The sequence below is a fragment of the Pseudobacillus sp. FSL P4-0506 genome (assembly GCF_038003025.1).
Lineage (GTDB): Bacteria > Bacillota > Bacilli > Bacillales > Domibacillaceae > Pseudobacillus.
On record NZ_JBBOOI010000001.1, the window covers coordinates 3277548 to 3294668 of the forward strand.

Sequence of the window (17121 nt, forward strand, 5' to 3'; positions counted from 1 at the left end):
CAACCTAAATTATTATTTTCTAGGAGAACGGAACGCCTTCATCATGTCTTTTCTTTCTTTTGCAAGTGACCTGTACAAGGATAGTATCATTAATATCATGATCGCCGAAAACGGAAGGGCGGCGATAATAAGAGCATTTTGCAATGCCTGAAGCCCCCCGCTATATAAAAGAATAACGGCTATCAGGGATTGAGCAATACCCCATGTTAATTTTACACGATTCGGAGGGGTAAGTGAACCATAGGTTGTTTGCATTCCCAATACAAAAGTGGCTGAATCAGCAGAGGTAATAAAGAATATGCCAACTAAAGCGACAGCTATTACCGATAGAACAGAAGACCATGGAAGCTCATGGAAAATGGCGAACAACACTTCTTCTGTCGCATTCTTTGTTAAATCTACAGCTCCTGACATTTGCAAGTCTATTGCTGAAGCTCCAAATACAGCAAACCATAAAAAGCTGACGAGCGCCGGCATAATCAATGTGCCAACTAAAAACTCACGGATCGTTCTTCCTTTGGATACACGAGCGATAAAAATACCGACAAATGGCGACCAGGAAATCCACCATGCCCAATAGAAAATAGTCCAACCATTAATCCAGGCGCGGTGCTCTCCATTTAAAGGAGCAATCCGAAAACTCATCGTCGCCAAGTTTTGAAGATAGGTGCCAATTGTATCGGTAAATAGATTCATAATAAACAGAGTAGGGCCGAGGATAAGCATAAGCACTAGCAACACAATAGCTAAAAGCATATTCGTATTACTCAATATTTTAATTCCTTTGCCTAGTCCGCTAACCGCAGAGGCTATAAATAAAATCGTAACTACAATAATAATGAGCAGTTGAACAAAAAAATTAATTGGTATATCAAATAAGTAAGAAAGCCCCCCGTTAATTTGGGCCGCGCCAAAGCCAAGCGTAGTAGCTACTCCTACTACTGTTGCAAATACAGCCATCACATCAATGGCTGTGCCAAGTGGCCCTCTTGCCCTCTCTCCCAAAATAGGGACAAGCGTTGCACTAATCAAGCCCGGTTCCTCTTTACGGAACTGATAATAAGCCAATGCCAGTGCTACAACCGCATAAATAGCCCAGGCATGAATGCCCCAGTGAAAAAATGTATAACGCATGGATTCTTTTACCGCTGCGTCCGATCCTGCTTTAGCTAGAGGAGGATCAATCGCAAAATGGCTCAATGGCTCTGCTGCCCCCCAAAATACTAAGCCTATTCCCATACCTGCACTAAACAGCATAGCAAACCATGTAGGGGTGGAATAGTCTGGCTTCTCTCCAGGCTTTCCTAACCTGATAGCCCCTACAGGACTAAAGATTAATAATAAACAAAATAACACAATGACTGAGACCAAAATTAAATAATACCAACCAAAAGCTGAGGTAATAAACGTTTGAATGTTGCCTGTTACCTGCTCGAATGTTTTCGGCGCTGCTACGCCAAAGACGACAGAAGCAAGTACTAATGCAATTGTAATCCAAAACACATTTGAAATTTTTTGCACAAAATTCTCCTTTCTTTATTTCAACTGACTAATGCATATGGGAATGGGCAGTATATCCGCAGATGCCTCTGCGCTTATTTAACAACCTCTATTACCCTAACAAATAACCGGAAGTCCATCAAGTAAAGGGGCCTTTTCCTATAATATTCTTGTCATAAAAAAGCCCTGCCGGTATTGAGGAACCGACAGAGTGAAGTGATATCGTTATAGTTCATTCATATATGGATTGGTTTCTTTTTCCATTTCACTTTTGTATAATTGCGATAAGCCATATGTCCGCTTTTCTGCATCCGAGATCGCGGCTCTCATTTGCTTTTCTTGTTGCTTTACCTCTGCCAACTTTTCCGTGAATTTTTCAATTTTACGCTGAATCTCTTGCTTATTCAGGTTCAATTGTGCAAGTTCATCATTGGAACGATGGATTTCTTCAATTAGCTGCGGTTCATAGTCATGATATTTTTCCAATACTAAATCGCTGATTTCATTGAACACTTTGTCAATTTTCTTTTCAATCTGGGCTTTTTCCGTCTGATGATAGCTTGATTTAATAAAAGTGGTAACGGACCGAACGATCCCTTTTTTCGCATTTTCCTGTTTAGCCAATTTAGCTTCCACTTTCTTCAAATCCTCTTGCAGCCTGTTATTCTTGACGCTAAGTTCGCCAAAATAGGGCCGTGCCGGGTCTTGCTTTAACATCTGTATCAGTTTTTCTCGCAGCTGTAGATTGTACGCTTCTGTTTGGCGAAACACAGCTTCTTCCTCTTTTAGTTCTTCTCTGAGAATGTCCAATCCCTTTTTCCAATCATTTTGCTTTTGCACCATTTCATTTACTGAACGAAGCATCTTGCGGTAATCAACAAACCGCTGGTTCCAGGAATGAGTAATTACTGCAAGGTCCTCCTCTTCCTCCGGCGCACCATCCGCTAAATAAGGAAGAATTGTCTCAAGCAGAACCATCGGCAGCAGACCCTTATTAAATAATAAATTTTGATAACGGTAAAGGATACCTCCGCCTTTAAAAATGAGTGACAACAGTAAGTCAGGGTTTGTCATCCATGAAAAATAAGCAGCTTCCTGCGGGGCAAAAGCAGCAGCAGGACGCTCCCTTGAGAAGCATTGAAGCAAATATTTGTAAAAGCCAAAACCCGTCTTTTCCACGATGGAGGTAAAAACAGCAAAAGCATCCTCCAATAGCGCTATTTGCAATTCTTCTGCTGTCCATTCTGATAAATGAATCTGCTCCTTAATTTGTTCCTGTTGGTAAGAAGGCAAATGTTCAACAAACATCAGAATTTCGTCTACCCAAATAGCTGTCTCCGTTCCTTTTTCAGGCTTAGACTGCTGGGCATTCATATGCGTATATAATTGCGCCATTTCCCAGTGAACAAGAAACTTCACTTTATTTTTTTCAGGAAAGCGATCAAATGCTTTGGCAAAATCCTTATATTGTTTCTGAAGCTGTAGAAAAGCTTCGTCAATTATTTCTTCACATTGCTTCATAACCTTGTATGGGTCATCAAGCAGACGCATAGGCAGTTTAAGTGTTTTACTTAACTCCAGCAACAAATCAAGCTGCAGTTCCTGATCTTCTACTACGTTTAGCTTATCAGCTTCCTTTTTAAGCCATTCATAAAAATGAGCAGACTGTTCTTTTGAAACTAAATCTTTTGTTTTAGAAGAAACAAGATCCCAAAAGTTTAAATCATGCAGCATGACATATACAAACCGTAAGTGAGTCCCTTTTAGAGACACGAGCGAATGTGCCAATTGCCGGCCTTCTATCATAAGCAATCCGTCCAATCTATTCAAATTATTTGTATATCATTATATATCAAAATAACAGAAGAAGGTATTTGCGCAAAGAAAATCGCTTTTCTTAATCTAACCGTCGAATTTTGTCTAAAACTAATCAGTCGGTTTTTTCCCAAACCATTGCAAAATAAGGAAATATTTTTTAAGATTGGTATATAATTCTGAAATTTATGTAATTTCAGGAAATTCATTTTAGGAGGATGTTCATGGGAAATCAAAAGCTAAAACCCCCACCGCTTGGAGCAGAAAAAACTACTTATGAAAGCATTGCCGAAAGCCCGAAGTTTAAACAAATGGTGAAAAGTAAAACCAAATTTCTTGTCCCTCTTTCAATCTTCTTTCTGCTATTTTATTTTTCACTGCCACTGCTTACATCCTACTCAACCATTTTAAATAAGCCGGCGATCGGTTCGATTTCATGGGTTTGGATTTTTGCTTTTGCCCAATTTATCATGACTTGGGCGCTAAGTATGATCTATGTAAAAAAAGCCAATCAGTTTGATCAAATGTCTGATGATATCTTAAACGATTTACAAGTAGAGAAAAAAGGAGATCAACCGTTATGAGTGTCATTGGGTTAGCGTTTTTCGTTGGAATAGTCGGACTCACGCTTGTCGTTACGTACTTTGCCGCTAAGCGTACAAATACAGCAAGTGAGTTTTACACAGCGGGTGGCGGGCTGACAGGCTGGCAAAACGGACTGGCTATTGCGGGAGACTATTTGTCGGCAGCCTCATTTCTTGGAATAGCCGGGGCTATCGCCTTAAATGGCTTTGATGGCTTCTTTTTCAGCATCGGCTATCTCGTTGCCTATTTGGTCGTACTTTATCTGGTCGCTGAACCATTGCGCAATCTGGGTAAATATACGCTGGCAGATATGATTAATGCCCGCTTTGACCAGAAAAAGGTAAGAGCTACCGCGGCTCTGAGTACCATTACAATTGTTATTTTTTACATGATTGCCCAACTCGTAGGAGCCGGTGCTCTTATCCAATTGCTGTTGGGGATTGATTATTGGATTGCCGTCTTAATTGTCGGTGTGATGATGACTGTTTATGTATTGTTTGGCGGTATGACAGCGACGAGCTGGGTGCAAATTATTAAAGCTGTTCTGCTTATGATCGGTACTGTTATTATTTCTTTTCTCGTATTAATGAAATTTCATTTTAACATCTTTGAAATGTTCTCTGACATGAAATCCGCCACTTCACACGGGGAAAATTATTTAAATCCTGGTGTGAAATACAAAAATCCTATCGATACGCTTTCTATGACGATGGCTCTCGTATTTGGGACCGCTGGTCTTCCGCATATCCTTATGCGCTTCTTTACTGTAAAAGATGCAAAAACGGCAAGAGGCTCCGTCGTTTATGCCACATGGATTGTTGGTGTTTTTTATATTCTTACCATCTTCCTTGGCTTCGGTGCTGCCGCTTTTGTTGGTTCCGATAAAATTATCTCTGCCAACGCGGCTGGAAATATGGCAGCTCCCTTGCTTGCTCAAGCATTAGGCGGCGACATGCTGATGTCATTTGTATCCGCCGTGGCATTCGCCACGATTCTTGCAGTAGTAGCTGGTCTCGTTTTATCAGGAGCATCCGCCTTCGCCCATGATATTTACGGAGAGATTATTAAGAAAGGAAAGGTGACGGAAAGACAGCAGATGCTCGCTGCGCGCTATGCCTCCATTTCGGTTGCTATTTTTTCTATTTTGCTCGCTCTGTTTGCTCAAAAAATGAACGTAGCTTTTCTCGTTTCTCTCGCCTTTTGCGTAGCGGCCAGTGCAAACCTTCCTGTTATTTTGTACACGATCTATTGGAAGCGCTTTAATACCATCGGCGCCATTTCTGCTATGTTAACTGGATTGCTTTCTGCGTTAATGTTGGTAGCCATCAGCCCGAACGTATTAGGCCCTGAAGGCACAGCCATTTTTGTCGGCAGCCCGCTGTTCCCTCTTACCAATCCAGCAGTTATCTCTATTCCAGCCGGTTTCCTTGCCGGGTATGTCGGTACGGTACTTTCTGCTAAAGCAGATGCCCGTAAATTTGCTGAAGTCTCTGTAAAAGCAAATACTGGATTTAAAGGGTAAGTCTATATGAAACAGCAGCCAGAATCGGCTGCTGTTTTTTGTTCCACTTTTAGTGCCTTTTCCATCCAGATAAGAGTATAATGGTTTAAAAACAGGAGATAAAGATGAAAAAGATATTTGTATCTACCCTATTCATTTTTTGTGCCGCTTTTTTGTCCCCTTCTTTCTCAACAGCTGCAGAGACTGCCTCTTTCGAGAAAAAAGTAGCTGCCCAATTATCAGCTATTACAGACAGCAGCCAGTTTATCGTTGTAGAAGGAAAGACAAATCATTACCAAGCCGTATTAAGAACATACGAAAAAAGAGGCGATACCTGGGTGCAAACGTACAAAACTGCCGCTGTGATTGGTAAGAATGGCCTGTCTCAGTCAAAAAGAGAGGGGGATGGCCGCACCCCTGTTGGTTTATTTCCCATTGGTGAAGGCTTTGGATTTGCTCCAAAACCAGCTAATCTAAACATACGGTATACACAAACGAATAACTATCATTATTGGATAGACGATCCGTCTTCACCAGACTACAATCAGTGGATATATTATAGAGGCAACCCCAATAAGCGCTGGAAGTCCTATGAACGGCTGAATCACTTTTTGTATAAGTATGCAGTTATCATAAAATATAATGAAAAGCCTATTATTACAGGAAAAGGGAGTGCCATCTTTCTTCATAGATGGCGACAATCGACAAGTCCGACAGCTGGATGCGTAGCGCTTAATGAGAATCACCTGTTAAATGTGATGCGCTGGATCGTGCCGGCCAAGCAGCCTAAAATCGTGATTGGCGATCAATCTTCCATCGTCACTCAGCTTAAAAACTACAAGAATTCTGCCAAGTGACTATGTCATCCATTCAAAAACTCACTGTTTGGTTAAAAGATAGAGGATGAAGGATAGAAAAGGCCGTCCCTCTTTTCTATCCCTCTTGCAGTTGACCTTGTCGAATGTCTCTCCAATCCCTCTAAAAGCTGCTTAATTTTTTAGAGCCTATTAAAAGAATGTATTCCATTCCCCATCAAATATGTATTTGCCCACATTCATGTTGTAGACTTGGAGGCTTGTGTATCCTCCTCTTTCTAGACTCACACAAAAGATTTAAAAAGTTTAAGAAACAAAAAAGCACATCACCGTAATAAATGATGTCCTTTAAAGCTTACTTACATCTGTTCTATTCTATTTTTCACAAGTGCTAAACCATTGTTAAGCTCTTCTCTTAGGACTTGTTCTTTCTTGGCAAAATTAGCTGTTGGCTCCTGCGAACGCAAGGCCAGCTGAATATATTGCTTATAGGTAATATGAGCATCAAGTAAAATGGCGTACACCTCTGTCATTTCTTCTGGCGGTTCCGATAGCTCAAATAACAAGTCGCGGCATTTTTCTGAATCTTGTCTTAATGTCTTCACCATATTGTCATACCGGAAAGAGCTGTTGCTCCCTGCTACTATTCCTTCGCCATAGCGGCTAACCACTCCTTGGTCATTCGCATAGCTAGAAACAATAGACTCCGCCTTATAGGCATTTTTATCCATCAGCTCATAAATCACTTTTATCTGCTTCGCATAAGCCTGTTCGTTTCTATACTCTTTAAAATAATAAAATGATAGGCCCGTAAACAGTAAGGTACCACAAACAATCAATAGGAGAGACTTTGCAAAATAGCTCGTTTTTATGGAGGAGCGTCTAACAACCATTTATTATCACCTGGCCCTTTACTGTTTTACTAAGCTCATTTATTATTTTTAAGCTTGCCTTGCAGAAATTATATCATAGAATCTCCAATAAAAAATGGAAGTTTACAGTATTTAACAGAATTGATATATTTGTAAGTAACCATGAAAAAACCTGTCAAACGATGACAGGTTTTTGACGATTAAATTAATTCCTCTACCGCTTTATATTCATATCCAAGGTCTTTTGCTACCGCTTCATATGTTACATGACCTTTATACGTATTGACTCCAAGCTTTAATGCAGGGTTGTCCTGGATTGCTTGATTAAATCCTTTATTAGCCATTTGTAAAGCATAAGGAATAGTCACATTTGTTAACGCTACCGTAGAAGTGCGTGGAACTGCTCCAGGCATGTTAGCTACAGCATAGTGAACAACGCCATGCTTTTCATATGTTGGATTGTCATGTGTTGTTACATGGTCAACTGTTTCAAAGATACCGCCTTGGTCAACCGCTACGTCTACAATAACAGATCCCGGAGACATCGATTTAACCATTTCTTCTGTTACAAGCTTAGGCGCTTTTGAACCTGGAATTAATACCGCTCCAATGACAAGATCAGATTCCTTCACTGCTTCAGCGATATTGAACGGGCTGGACATCAGTGTTTGTACACTTGATCCGAAAATATCTTCAAGCTGGCGCAGACGATCTGCACTCAAGTCAATAATTGTTACTTCAGCTCCGAGGCCGGAAGCGATTTTTGCTGCATTTGTTCCTACCATGCCGCCACCGATTACTGTTACTTTACTTTTCTTTACTCCTGGTACTCCACCGAGAAGAACACCTTTTCCGCCTTGATTCTTCTCAAGGAATTGTGCACCAATTTGTGCGGCCATGCGGCCTGCTACTTCACTCATTGGGGAAAGCAGAGGAAGGGTACGGTTCACTGATACCGTTTCATAAGCAACGCCTGTTACACCGTTTTCTATAAGCGCTTTTGTTAAAGCTGGCTCTGCTGCAAGGTGTAAGTACGTAAATAACAGTAAGTCTTTACGGAAATATTGGTATTCCGATTCGATTGGCTCTTTGACTTTTAAAACCATCTCAGCTTGATCCCATACATCTTTTGCTGAATCAATCAACTGTGCACCGAGTTCTTGATACTCTCCATTAGTGAAACCGCTTCCAAGCCCTGCATCCTTTTCCACTAACACTTTGTGTCCTGCTCTAACTAAAGTAGTAACGCCAGCTGGAGTGATCGCAACACGGTTTTCGTTGTTTTTAATTTCCTTAGGAATACCAATAATCATTTGAACATCTCCTCTTCTTTTCAATATACGTCTATATTATGCTAATTTCCCGGTCAATTCATCATTGTAAATAAAAAATTCAAAGAGATGTTTTTGTGATTTTTTACAAACTTTCCTCCTCTAATTGTTTAATGAGTAAATCTAGATACAAAGTAATTTTTTGGTTTGCATCTTTTAAATTGATCCCAGCTATTTCAGATATCCTTTTCAGTCGGTAAGCAAGCGTATTGGCATGAATATGTAACGCTTTAGCTGCATCATTCATGTTTCCATCATGATGTAGGAACACAAAAATAGTTTCCTGCAAGTTGGCATGATGATCGCGGTCATATTGGCTTAATTTTTCAATGGCCGGATTGGTATAACCAGATTGTTTTCTGATCGCAGCCAAATCTTCGATAAATTGAAACACGCCAAGCTTATCGTAGCTAAAAATAGAAGCGGCAGCTAATGAGAACTGCTGTTTCACCTTCAGTACATAAAGTGCCTCCTGATAGCTTCGGGCAAGCTCCAGCGGATTATTAGTTACGCTTCCTGAAGCGGCAATAATCCCTGTAATTTGCTGACGTTCTTTGATTTTGTTGATGAGATTATTGGTAAAATCACCAATGGCCTGTTCTGTCTCTTTCTCTGGCAGCCTCACTAGCAGAATTAACTGCCCGTTATCAAAGGTCCTTGCTATGATGGGCAGCTGTTGCATGGTTTCTACTAAGTAACTGGTTTGGCGTTCGACTGGCTGGCTAATTGGCTGTAAAAAGTCTAAAATCACGACTGCCAACGCACCCTTCAGCACTAAATTGTAACGTTCATTTACTTGTTCTAAATCTCTAAGCCTTGTAAAGTGACCGGTCAGCAGTTTCCAAAAAAGTTCTTCATAATTCTTTTCAGTTTCCGTTTTCTGTTTCTGGCGCTGAATAAGCTGATTTTTTACCGCTTTTGCTGCTTCCTTTAAAATCATGATTTTCTCTTCATTGAACGGCTTACGCGGATGCGCCCAAATAAAGCCGACAACTTCTTTATTCTTACGCACTGAAATCGCCACGCGCTCCCTGATCCCCACCTGGTCAATCCTAGGAACTGTAACCGGCTCCTCTGTTTCGAACAGCTTTGGTATCGCTCCTACTTTCCACAAGCTATTAATAACATTTTCCGGCACACGCCTGCGCATAATGGTTGCAATCCTGACAGGATCAACTTCATCTTCGTGTCGGCTATAGGCAATGATACGGTGATTGTCATCTTCTATTGTAATCGGACATTCCAGTTCTTCACTAATTAAATCAGCAAGCACTTCAAGGGATTCATATTCCTTGGAGAAGAAATTTCCAGTTACTTTTTCCATATAACCACTTTCTTTCTTTAATTTCATTCTGTACCAACATTATATTATTAGACCGCGTTGCTTGAAAGCTATTTTTAATTTATTGTCCATTAACTGACAGAAAACTGTGCTTAACAATATATTTTCTCCTTTAACAGGAAAACGGAGCTGCCGGGAATTGGCATACTCCGTTTAAAAGGCTGAAATTATAAGATTAGCAGACAATCTACTAAATTGGCAGGCAAATGGGAAATGAATACTAGAAGGCTAGTGATCGGGAGATTATTAATATTTTCGAGAATCGCAGTTCGGGCAAATATACACATCTTCTGCATCAAAAATGGAGCCGCACTTCGTTTGTTCGAGAACAACAAATGCTTTCTTCAAGTCAGCGCGGACTCCTTCCCACCCGCATTCGCACTTGATTTGATTGAAAGATCCGAACTTGTAAATACCGTAGTTCATAAAATTCACCCCTTTTTTAAATTTTCAGAAAAACTTCTGTGTAATTATCTTACCCAAAAAAGACCAAAAAATCAATTAAATGATTGTGAATTTTTTGTTAATTTTTTAAAGTCAAGTCTTGTTTTTATTTTATTCCTTACTTTTTACCCATTTATCGTTTCACTTACCAACAAATAAAAGGAGTGAGGAAAAACGAAAGGATGCTCTAATCGCTAGAACATCCTTCTTTACCTAAAAGATCTTATTTTTCGTCAACCAGCGTCTTAACATCTTGAACAATTTCTTCAAATGGAACTTCTTCTGCTCCGCTATAATTTTTTACTACTTTTCCTTCTTTATTCACTAAATAAAAGCTTGTACCGTGAGTGACTTGATTGGAATTAGGATCGGGAACGGCCAATGTTTGCAGATTCTTTTCCGCAAAATCACGGATGTATTCTGGATCATACCCCGTCAGCAAGTCCCATTTCTTTTCATCCACCTCAAAATGAGAAATGTATTCTTTTAACTTATCAGGTGTATCAACCTCTGGATCGACGCTAAACGATACGATACGATAGTCCTCTACACCTTCTTTTTTAAGCATCTTTTGCAGATCCGCCATATTCTTTGTCATCGGTTGGCAAACCGTTGTGCAGCTAGTAAAAATTAAGTCAGCGAGCCATACTTTTCCCTTTAAGTCCTCTAAGCTGACTTTTTTATTGTTTTGGTTCGTATGCTCAAAGTCTTGCATTTCGACATCCATGTTGCTTTCAAAATTACTTTTGCCGCAGCCAGCTACGAGCAAAATAACCGAAAGCGCTGCAATCACTAAAAAAGAGCGCGAATAATTCAATTTATTTTCCCTCCTGCAATAGTCTAGTAAATCTAAAATAATGTTATTGTATATATCCAACAAATACAACGGCAGGCGATTGGTTATCTTGAATAATTTATGAACACGCCTGCCTATTTATGCTAGTTATGTGGAGGAGAGCGCTAATTGAAATTGTGTATGACTGCCACTTTGCGATGATATAACTTCGAGCCGGGCATCAATTCTTTCCTTTAGCTCGGGCACATGAGAGATTACACCAACGAGCCGTCCGGAGTCCTGAATCTCCATTAACGCTTCAATCGCCTGGTCTAACGATTCGGGATCAAGCGTACCAAACCCTTCATCAATAAACATTGTTTCCAACGATACCCCACCTGCATATTGCTGGACGATCTCCGCCAAGCCGAGAGCAAGCGCAAGTGCCGCCTTAAAGCTTTCGCCCCCCGACAATGTTTTTACGTGCCGTTCCTGGCCAGTATACTGGTCAAAAATTAACAACTCCAAACCGCTTTGAGCATTTCCTTTTGCCCGATCTGTTTTGCGGTGCATCGTGTAACGCCCACCAGTCATTTTTACGAGCCGCTCATTTGCCACAACAAGAATATCATCAAGAAAAGCAGCTAGCACATATCGTTCAAATGTTAATTTATGCACATTTTTGCCGTGCGTGATCTCATAAAGATGACCGATTAAGCTATAGTCTTTCTCCAAATCTTGTAAATGCTCATTCACAGCTGCCACTCTTCCTACGATGCGCTGACAGCTGCTGATTAAATGGTTAAGAGCAAGCCGCTCCTTATCTTTCGCAGCTATCTGCTCCTCAATTTCAGCTTTTTTTGTGATTAATGAGGCAAGATCCGGCTTTTCAATGCCCATTAGGCTTTCTGTAAATTCCTTCAATAGATCGGATACGGAGCGAAAATGCTCGTGAAAGGAATGGATCTCCTGTTGCAATTTCTTTAATTCTGCTTCCGTCCTTTTGCTTGCTGAATAGTGCTTAAAATCAGCAAATCCATTTTGCTCCATCAATTGTTTAAAACGCGCTCGTTCAGCATCTAAGCGTTCTTTTTGCTGAGCAATTGTACTTTGTATCTCCTGTAAGCCTGCTTCAACAGCTGCAAGCGCTGTTTCTGCAGCCTGCTTTCTTTTTAAGGCTGCCGCCAACTGTTCCTCCAAACGCTGCCTCGTTTCTTCAGCTTGCTCGACCGCCTGTTCATACGCTTCTTTTTGCTGAAGCGGCACCGGAATGTTCTTTAACAATTCGTCTACATGTGACTGCTTGCCAGCATATAATTCACGCGCTTCTAGTTCTTCTTGCTGACATGCTGCTAACTCAGCACGCAGCTCTTTCCATTGTACATTCAGACGGTTTCGTTCTTCAGTCCATGCCTTCTTTTGCTGCAGCTTTTCATTCGCTTGCTGAATAGCTCGCTCGGCAGCTGCCTGAATAGAAACCAGCTGTGCTTTTTGGCCGTCTATATTTGACCAATCCACTTTTAAATGAAGCTCTTTCGTTTCCTGCAAGAGCTCGTTTAATACTTCTTCTTCCTTCTGTAAATGAATTTGAATACGAGCCAGCTCACGGGCAGCTTCATGCTGTTCTTTTTCAGCTTGTGCTGACACCTTTTTGGCCGCTTCAATTTCTTCTTTCTCCGGAGCATCAGCATGAGCTTTTGCCGGAGATGGATGATGAGTGGAACCACAAACAGCACATGGCTCTCCAGCAATAAGAGACTGCGCCAACATGCCTGCCTGTTGTTTCTGCCAGCTTTCTTCAAGCTTTTTCACATTCATCGCGGCAGCTTCTAGCCCTTCCTTTTTTTCCTTAGTTAGATGTTGCTGGTTTTGCTCCTGCTCTTTCAAATGTTTGATCCGCTCAGTTATTTTACTAATCTTCTCAATCAGCTTTATTTGGGCTTCAGCCTGATAGCCGTTCTTCTCTTCATCGTAAACAATTTGCTGCCAGCGATCGAGGGAAGACAGCTCCTCTTCCAGCTTTTCTATTCTTGTTTCTATTTGTACGGACTGTGCAGAGAGTGTTTCCCGCTTCTTTTCACATGCTTTCACTTGGGCATTCAAGCGGTTTAACATCGCTTTTTCCGCATCCAGGGAATAGACCGATTCTCTAAGCGCAATCAGCTTGTTCAGCCTATCGGCCGCTTCTTTCCGCTCTGCTTCTCTGCCATTTTCCTCTTGCCACTGCTGTTCAGCTTTTTCCAGGGCTCTTTGATGATTGATAAATGTTATGCTTGATTCTTCTGCCCTTTTTACATCTTCATCCAGATGTTTCTTTAACTGCATGCACAAGTCTTCCTGGTGCCCTAAGTTCTTTGCCTTCTCTGCCCATTCAATTTCTTTTGTTTTTTCGGCGATTTCAGGCGTTCTAGCTTCTAATCCTTTTTTCTCTTCCTCCAGCTCATCTTTGCGGGCGATTTGCTGGATAATGTGCTTTGTCTGATGAATATTTCGGGTTAATTCATCGCGTGCATTTTGTTGTTGTTCAATTTCCTCTTTCATTCCCACTAACTTTTCCGACAGAAAATCAATATCTACTTTTAATTGTGAAAGAATGGCTGCCTCGTTTCGAGGATCTTGCTCAAGCAGTTCGCTCATTTTGTCGGTGGCGGGTTCGATGCTGTCCAATAATTGCGCTCGTTCTTTTTGCCCACTTTCCACTTTCTTCGCTAATTCATCTGCCTGGTGCTTTAACTTGTCTTCTATCAATTTATAAAATTGAGTGTGAAACAAGCGTTGCAGCACTTTCTCCTTCTCTTTGCTGTCGGAAACGAGCAGCTTTCTGAACTCGCCCTGGGGAATCATCAATATTTGTCTAAATTGATTCGCATCAAGCTGGATAATTTCTTTTACCTTTTCGTCCACTTCTCGGACATTTGCTGCAATCAGTTTTCTCTCTCCACTGTCATCGATTTCATAGAGTTCTGCTTTTGCAGTAATAGTCCGAAACCCTTCCCCGCGCTCTTTTCTCTTTTCCTGCTGGGGAGAGCGGTAAATCAGATAATTGCGTCCCTTCAAAGAGAATTCGAGCGATACCTCTGTTAACAGGCTGTCTGCGGCAAACTGGCTGCGCAGATCGCTTCCCGTTCTCTCTTCTCCACTTGCCCGGCCGTATATGGCAAAGCTAATCCCATCAAAAATAGTTGTTTTTCCTGAGCCGGTTTTTCCTGAAATGACAAACATGGTCCGATTCTCCAGTTGCCTGAAATCAATCTCTTCCCTTCCCGCATAAGGGCCAAATGCCTGCATGATTAATTTGACTGGCTTCATTTTTGATTCGCCTCCAGCTGTGCCTCATGAATAACTCTCTCTATCACTTTTCTTTTTTCATTTGTGAAACTATCTGTTGTCATCTGACTGTAAAAATCAGCAAAAAGGGCAAGATCAGACTTTTTCTCTTCCCGTTTCATTCCATAGCTTTCTTTTTTGCGCTGATCAATCACATCAATTTGCCTCTCTAAATGAAGAATATTTGGATAAGCTTGCCGAAGCTTGCCCATCGGGTCAATAATTGCTCCACGGTCAAGAAGAGTCACTTTTAAATAATCTTCTGCCGCTTCCTTTTGAACGCGGGCAGGGTCAAGCAGCTCCTCCATCGTTCCCTCCAATGAGCGCATATCTCTCTTTGGACGGAGTGTTTTTTCTTCTATAGAGAGCGCTCCCTTTTCATCAACAGTCACAATCGAAATGCTCTTGCGCTGATTTACCTCGGAAAACGAATATTTCAGCAGAGAGCCCGAATAGCGTACCTTCTCATGTTTTATCGCATCCGGACTATGTAAATGACCGAGCGCCGTATAATGGAAAGGAGCAAACAATCCAGCATCTATACAGCCGGATCCGCCCACCGACAACGTTCTTTCCGACTCTGTTGTCTTTCCACCGAGAACAAAGGCATGGCCGACAAATATGTTCACTTCTCTATAGTCCATCTCTTTTTCCAGCTTGCCTATTAGGCACTTCATGGCATCTTGATGGGTATGAATCGAACTGTCACCAAGCAGCTGCCGGATTGTGCCCGGTTCTGCATAAGGAACACAGTAAAAGTTAACCCCATTAATCCGGACAGGTGAAAATTGATCGTCCACCTTTCCTTTCAAATAAAACTGGCTATTCTGAAACCAGGAGGAACCAAATGAAAGACGTTCTGAACTATCATGGTTCCCAGAAATGGCTACAATCGGTGTCTCCAGCTCCACATTAATTTTGAAAAGCATCTCATTTAACAGCTCTACAGCGCTTGTTGGCGGTACAGATCGATCATATAGGTCACCGGCTATGACAACGGCATCCGGCTTCTCATCTTCTACTATTTTTACAAACTGATGTAAAACCTCACGCTGCTCTTCTGTCATATAGACTCCATGAACGAGCTTGCCTAAGTGCCAGTCTGCTGTATGTATAAATTTCACTTCTGTCACCTCTAATAAAGTCTCTCTTTTCATAGTATAGGAAATTATAAAGAAAGCAAATTGCTTTTCTTTACAAATAGCTAAATAGTAAATCTTAATTATTATGAAGCCTTTTTACGCTAAAATGATAGGATCATCATTAACTGTTGTATCCATTTTCTCCTTTGTCTATAATTAGTAGCGATAGAAGAAAGACTTGGAGGTTGGCATCATGCTGCAAGGTTGGTTTTCTTATTTCATCCTTTTGTGGGTAATTATTCTGGTCGGCAGTTTCGCGATCGGCGGATTTTTTATGTTTCGCAAGTTTTTAAAACGGCTGCCAAAAGCAGATGGAAAATCAGATATGGACTGGGAAGAATATTATGTTGATCAGACAAGAAGCATGTGGAAGAAGCCGGAAAAAGAACTATTGGAAGAACTCGTCAGTCCCGTTCCTGAACTTTTCCGGGATGTGGCTCGTCAAAAAATCGCTGGAAAAATCGGTGAATTAGCATTAAAAGAAAAAGCGGGAAAGATTACGCAGGATTTAGTAATACGAGGTTATATCATTGCTACTCCAAAGAGGGATCATAAGTTTTTGCGTAAGAAATTAAACGAAATGAAGATGGATTTAACTCCTTACGAACATTTATTTTAAAAAGAGCTTGCGGCATCAAACGCAAGCTCTTTTTTTCATGAAAGCGGATTTCCACCAAGTGAATCTTGATCTAATTTAGTCCGCAAGCTTCGATATTGTCTGTACATAGCAATGCGCCATGGGATGATCATTGAAAAAGCAAGAAGGAAAAACATTCCGCTTAATTGGCCAAGATGAATCGTTGAACTCAGCACAACCTTGCCGACGATCCGAACGATTAGCAGGGTAATTAAAATAATAGGAAACGCTTTTGAGCGCTTTAAATAAATATCATCATTACGAATTTCAAAATTTGAAGTTTTAATTAATAAGATCGAAAATAACATCCCTACAACTACGGCTTCCAACAACTCCATAAACGTGACCCGAAACTCCGGTATAACAAACATAAGCGCTCCTGTGCTCATAAAGAGCGGAGGGAGCATAATTTTATTGGCCGATGTCGGTTTCTTAGAGGCCTTCATACGAACAAATATCACTGTAATTCCCATGATTACTGCTAAAACGGATGAAGCAACAAGCATCATCTTCATCATTCCTTATCTTTTACATTTGCTTAGTTATTATAATCAATTTTTTTGGAAAAGACAAAAGCCGCCTCCGTTCAAAACAGCTTAATCTATTAAACGGCGTAATGCCTCATTTACCCGAACCTCATCAAAGGGCTTAGTAACGAAGTCTTTTGCTCCCGCTTCAATCGCTTCCATTACCATCTTTTGCTGCCCCATCGCTGAGCAAATGATAATTTTTGCTTGAGGAAATTCTGATAAGATTCGTTTCGATGCTTTAATACCATTCATAATAGGCATGGTAATGTCCATAATAACGATGTCTGGCCTTAGTTTTCGATATTGTCGTACCGCTTCTTCCCCGTTTTCAGCCTCCCCTAAAACCTGATGGCGCAAATTCGTCAACATATCTATCAGTGTCACTCTCATAAATTTTGTATCGTCCACAACTAATACCCCTGCCACTGGCCTGATGCCCCCTCTTGTCTGGAAAATAATGTAACATATGTCTTTATCCTAAATATACCTGTTTACACAAAAGAAG

At 41.0% G+C, this 17121-nt stretch carries 15 protein-coding genes; 4 read left to right on the top strand and 11 right to left on the bottom strand.

The annotated features are described in order from the left end of the window. Positions 1–12 precede the first annotated feature (12 nt). Both MKZ02_RS16255 and MKZ02_RS16260 read right to left on the bottom strand, forming a co-directional pair. The gene (locus tag MKZ02_RS16255; RefSeq protein ID WP_340854549.1) at positions 13–1521 is read right to left on the bottom strand and encodes a glycine betaine uptake BCCT transporter; all 1509 of its coding nucleotides are present in this window, start codon (positions 1519–1521) and stop codon (positions 13–15) included. A 204-nt stretch (positions 1522–1725) separates the two neighbouring features. Further along, positions 1726–3288, bottom strand: coding sequence for a hypothetical protein (locus MKZ02_RS16260; protein WP_340854551.1), 1563 nt, complete (start codon positions 3286–3288; stop codon positions 1726–1728). A gap of 251 nt (positions 3289–3539) precedes the next feature. Here MKZ02_RS16260 and MKZ02_RS16265 point away from each other — a divergent pair, with 251 nt between their 5' ends. The 3 genes from MKZ02_RS16265 (at position 3540) to MKZ02_RS16275 (ending at position 6258) form a co-directional block, all read left to right on the top strand. Beyond that, the gene (locus tag MKZ02_RS16265) at positions 3540–3899 is read left to right on the top strand and encodes a DUF485 domain-containing protein (protein ID WP_120037478.1); all 360 of its coding nucleotides are present in this window, start codon (positions 3540–3542) and stop codon (positions 3897–3899) included. Further along, positions 3896–5422 (top strand): solute symporter family protein, encoded by a 1527-nt coding sequence (locus tag MKZ02_RS16270; protein ID WP_120037476.1) that lies wholly within the window; start codon positions 3896–3898, stop codon positions 5420–5422. Before MKZ02_RS16265 ends, MKZ02_RS16270 begins: the two co-directional genes overlap by 4 nt. Positions 5423–5526: 104 nt before the next feature. Next, a complete protein-coding gene (locus MKZ02_RS16275; protein WP_340854554.1) occupies positions 5527–6258 on the top strand; it encodes a L,D-transpeptidase family protein in 732 nt (243 codons plus the stop codon). Positions 6259–6575: 317 nt separating this feature from the next. On the opposite strand, the gene MKZ02_RS16280 is transcribed toward MKZ02_RS16275, so the two are convergent. The 7 genes from MKZ02_RS16280 to MKZ02_RS16310 all read right to left on the bottom strand — a co-directional run bounded on the left by MKZ02_RS16280 (position 6576) and on the right by MKZ02_RS16310 (position 15431). Beyond that, entirely contained in the window at positions 6576–7109 is a 534-nt protein-coding gene (locus MKZ02_RS16280; RefSeq protein ID WP_120037472.1) for a hypothetical protein, read from the bottom strand. Between the two features lie 179 nt (positions 7110–7288). After that, the gene (gene ald, locus MKZ02_RS16285) at positions 7289–8401 is read right to left on the bottom strand and encodes an alanine dehydrogenase (protein WP_340854555.1); all 1113 of its coding nucleotides are present in this window, start codon (positions 8399–8401) and stop codon (positions 7289–7291) included. 103 nt (positions 8402–8504) lie between these two features. Continuing rightward, on the bottom strand, positions 8505–9770 hold the full coding sequence (locus MKZ02_RS16290; protein ID WP_340854557.1) for a PucR family transcriptional regulator: 1266 nt from the start codon (positions 9768–9770) through the stop codon (positions 8505–8507). A gap of 237 nt (positions 9771–10007) precedes the next feature. Further along, positions 10008–10187, bottom strand: coding sequence for a hypothetical protein (locus MKZ02_RS16295; protein WP_120037466.1), 180 nt, complete (start codon positions 10185–10187; stop codon positions 10008–10010). Positions 10188–10428: 241 nt separating this feature from the next. After that, positions 10429–11022, bottom strand: coding sequence for an SCO family protein (locus MKZ02_RS16300; RefSeq protein ID WP_120037463.1), 594 nt, complete (start codon positions 11020–11022; stop codon positions 10429–10431). A 126-nt stretch (positions 11023–11148) separates the two neighbouring features. Then, complete coding sequence (locus tag MKZ02_RS16305; protein WP_340854560.1) at positions 11149–14289, bottom strand: SMC family ATPase; 3141 nt, start codon at positions 14287–14289, stop codon at positions 11149–11151. Continuing rightward, positions 14286–15431 (bottom strand): exonuclease SbcCD subunit D, encoded by a 1146-nt coding sequence (locus MKZ02_RS16310; RefSeq protein ID WP_340854561.1) that lies wholly within the window; start codon positions 15429–15431, stop codon positions 14286–14288. The genes MKZ02_RS16305 and MKZ02_RS16310 overlap by 4 nt, the downstream gene beginning before the upstream one ends. A gap of 211 nt (positions 15432–15642) precedes the next feature. On the opposite strand from MKZ02_RS16310, the gene MKZ02_RS16315 reads away from it, so the two are divergent. Further along, entirely contained in the window at positions 15643–16068 is a 426-nt protein-coding gene (locus MKZ02_RS16315) for a DUF2621 domain-containing protein (RefSeq protein ID WP_120037455.1), read from the top strand. 35 nt (positions 16069–16103) lie between these two features. Here the strand turns inward: MKZ02_RS16315 and MKZ02_RS16320 are convergent, their stop codons facing one another. Together MKZ02_RS16320 and MKZ02_RS16325 are read right to left on the bottom strand one after the other, a co-directional pair. Then, a complete protein-coding gene (locus tag MKZ02_RS16320; RefSeq protein ID WP_340856429.1) occupies positions 16104–16592 on the bottom strand; it encodes a CcdC family protein in 489 nt (162 codons plus the stop codon). Between the two features lie 90 nt (positions 16593–16682). Beyond that, positions 16683–17042: a response regulator gene (locus MKZ02_RS16325; protein WP_120037451.1), complete on the bottom strand. Its 360-nt coding sequence runs from the start codon at positions 17040–17042 to the stop codon at positions 16683–16685. Positions 17043–17121: the final 79 nt, after the last annotated feature.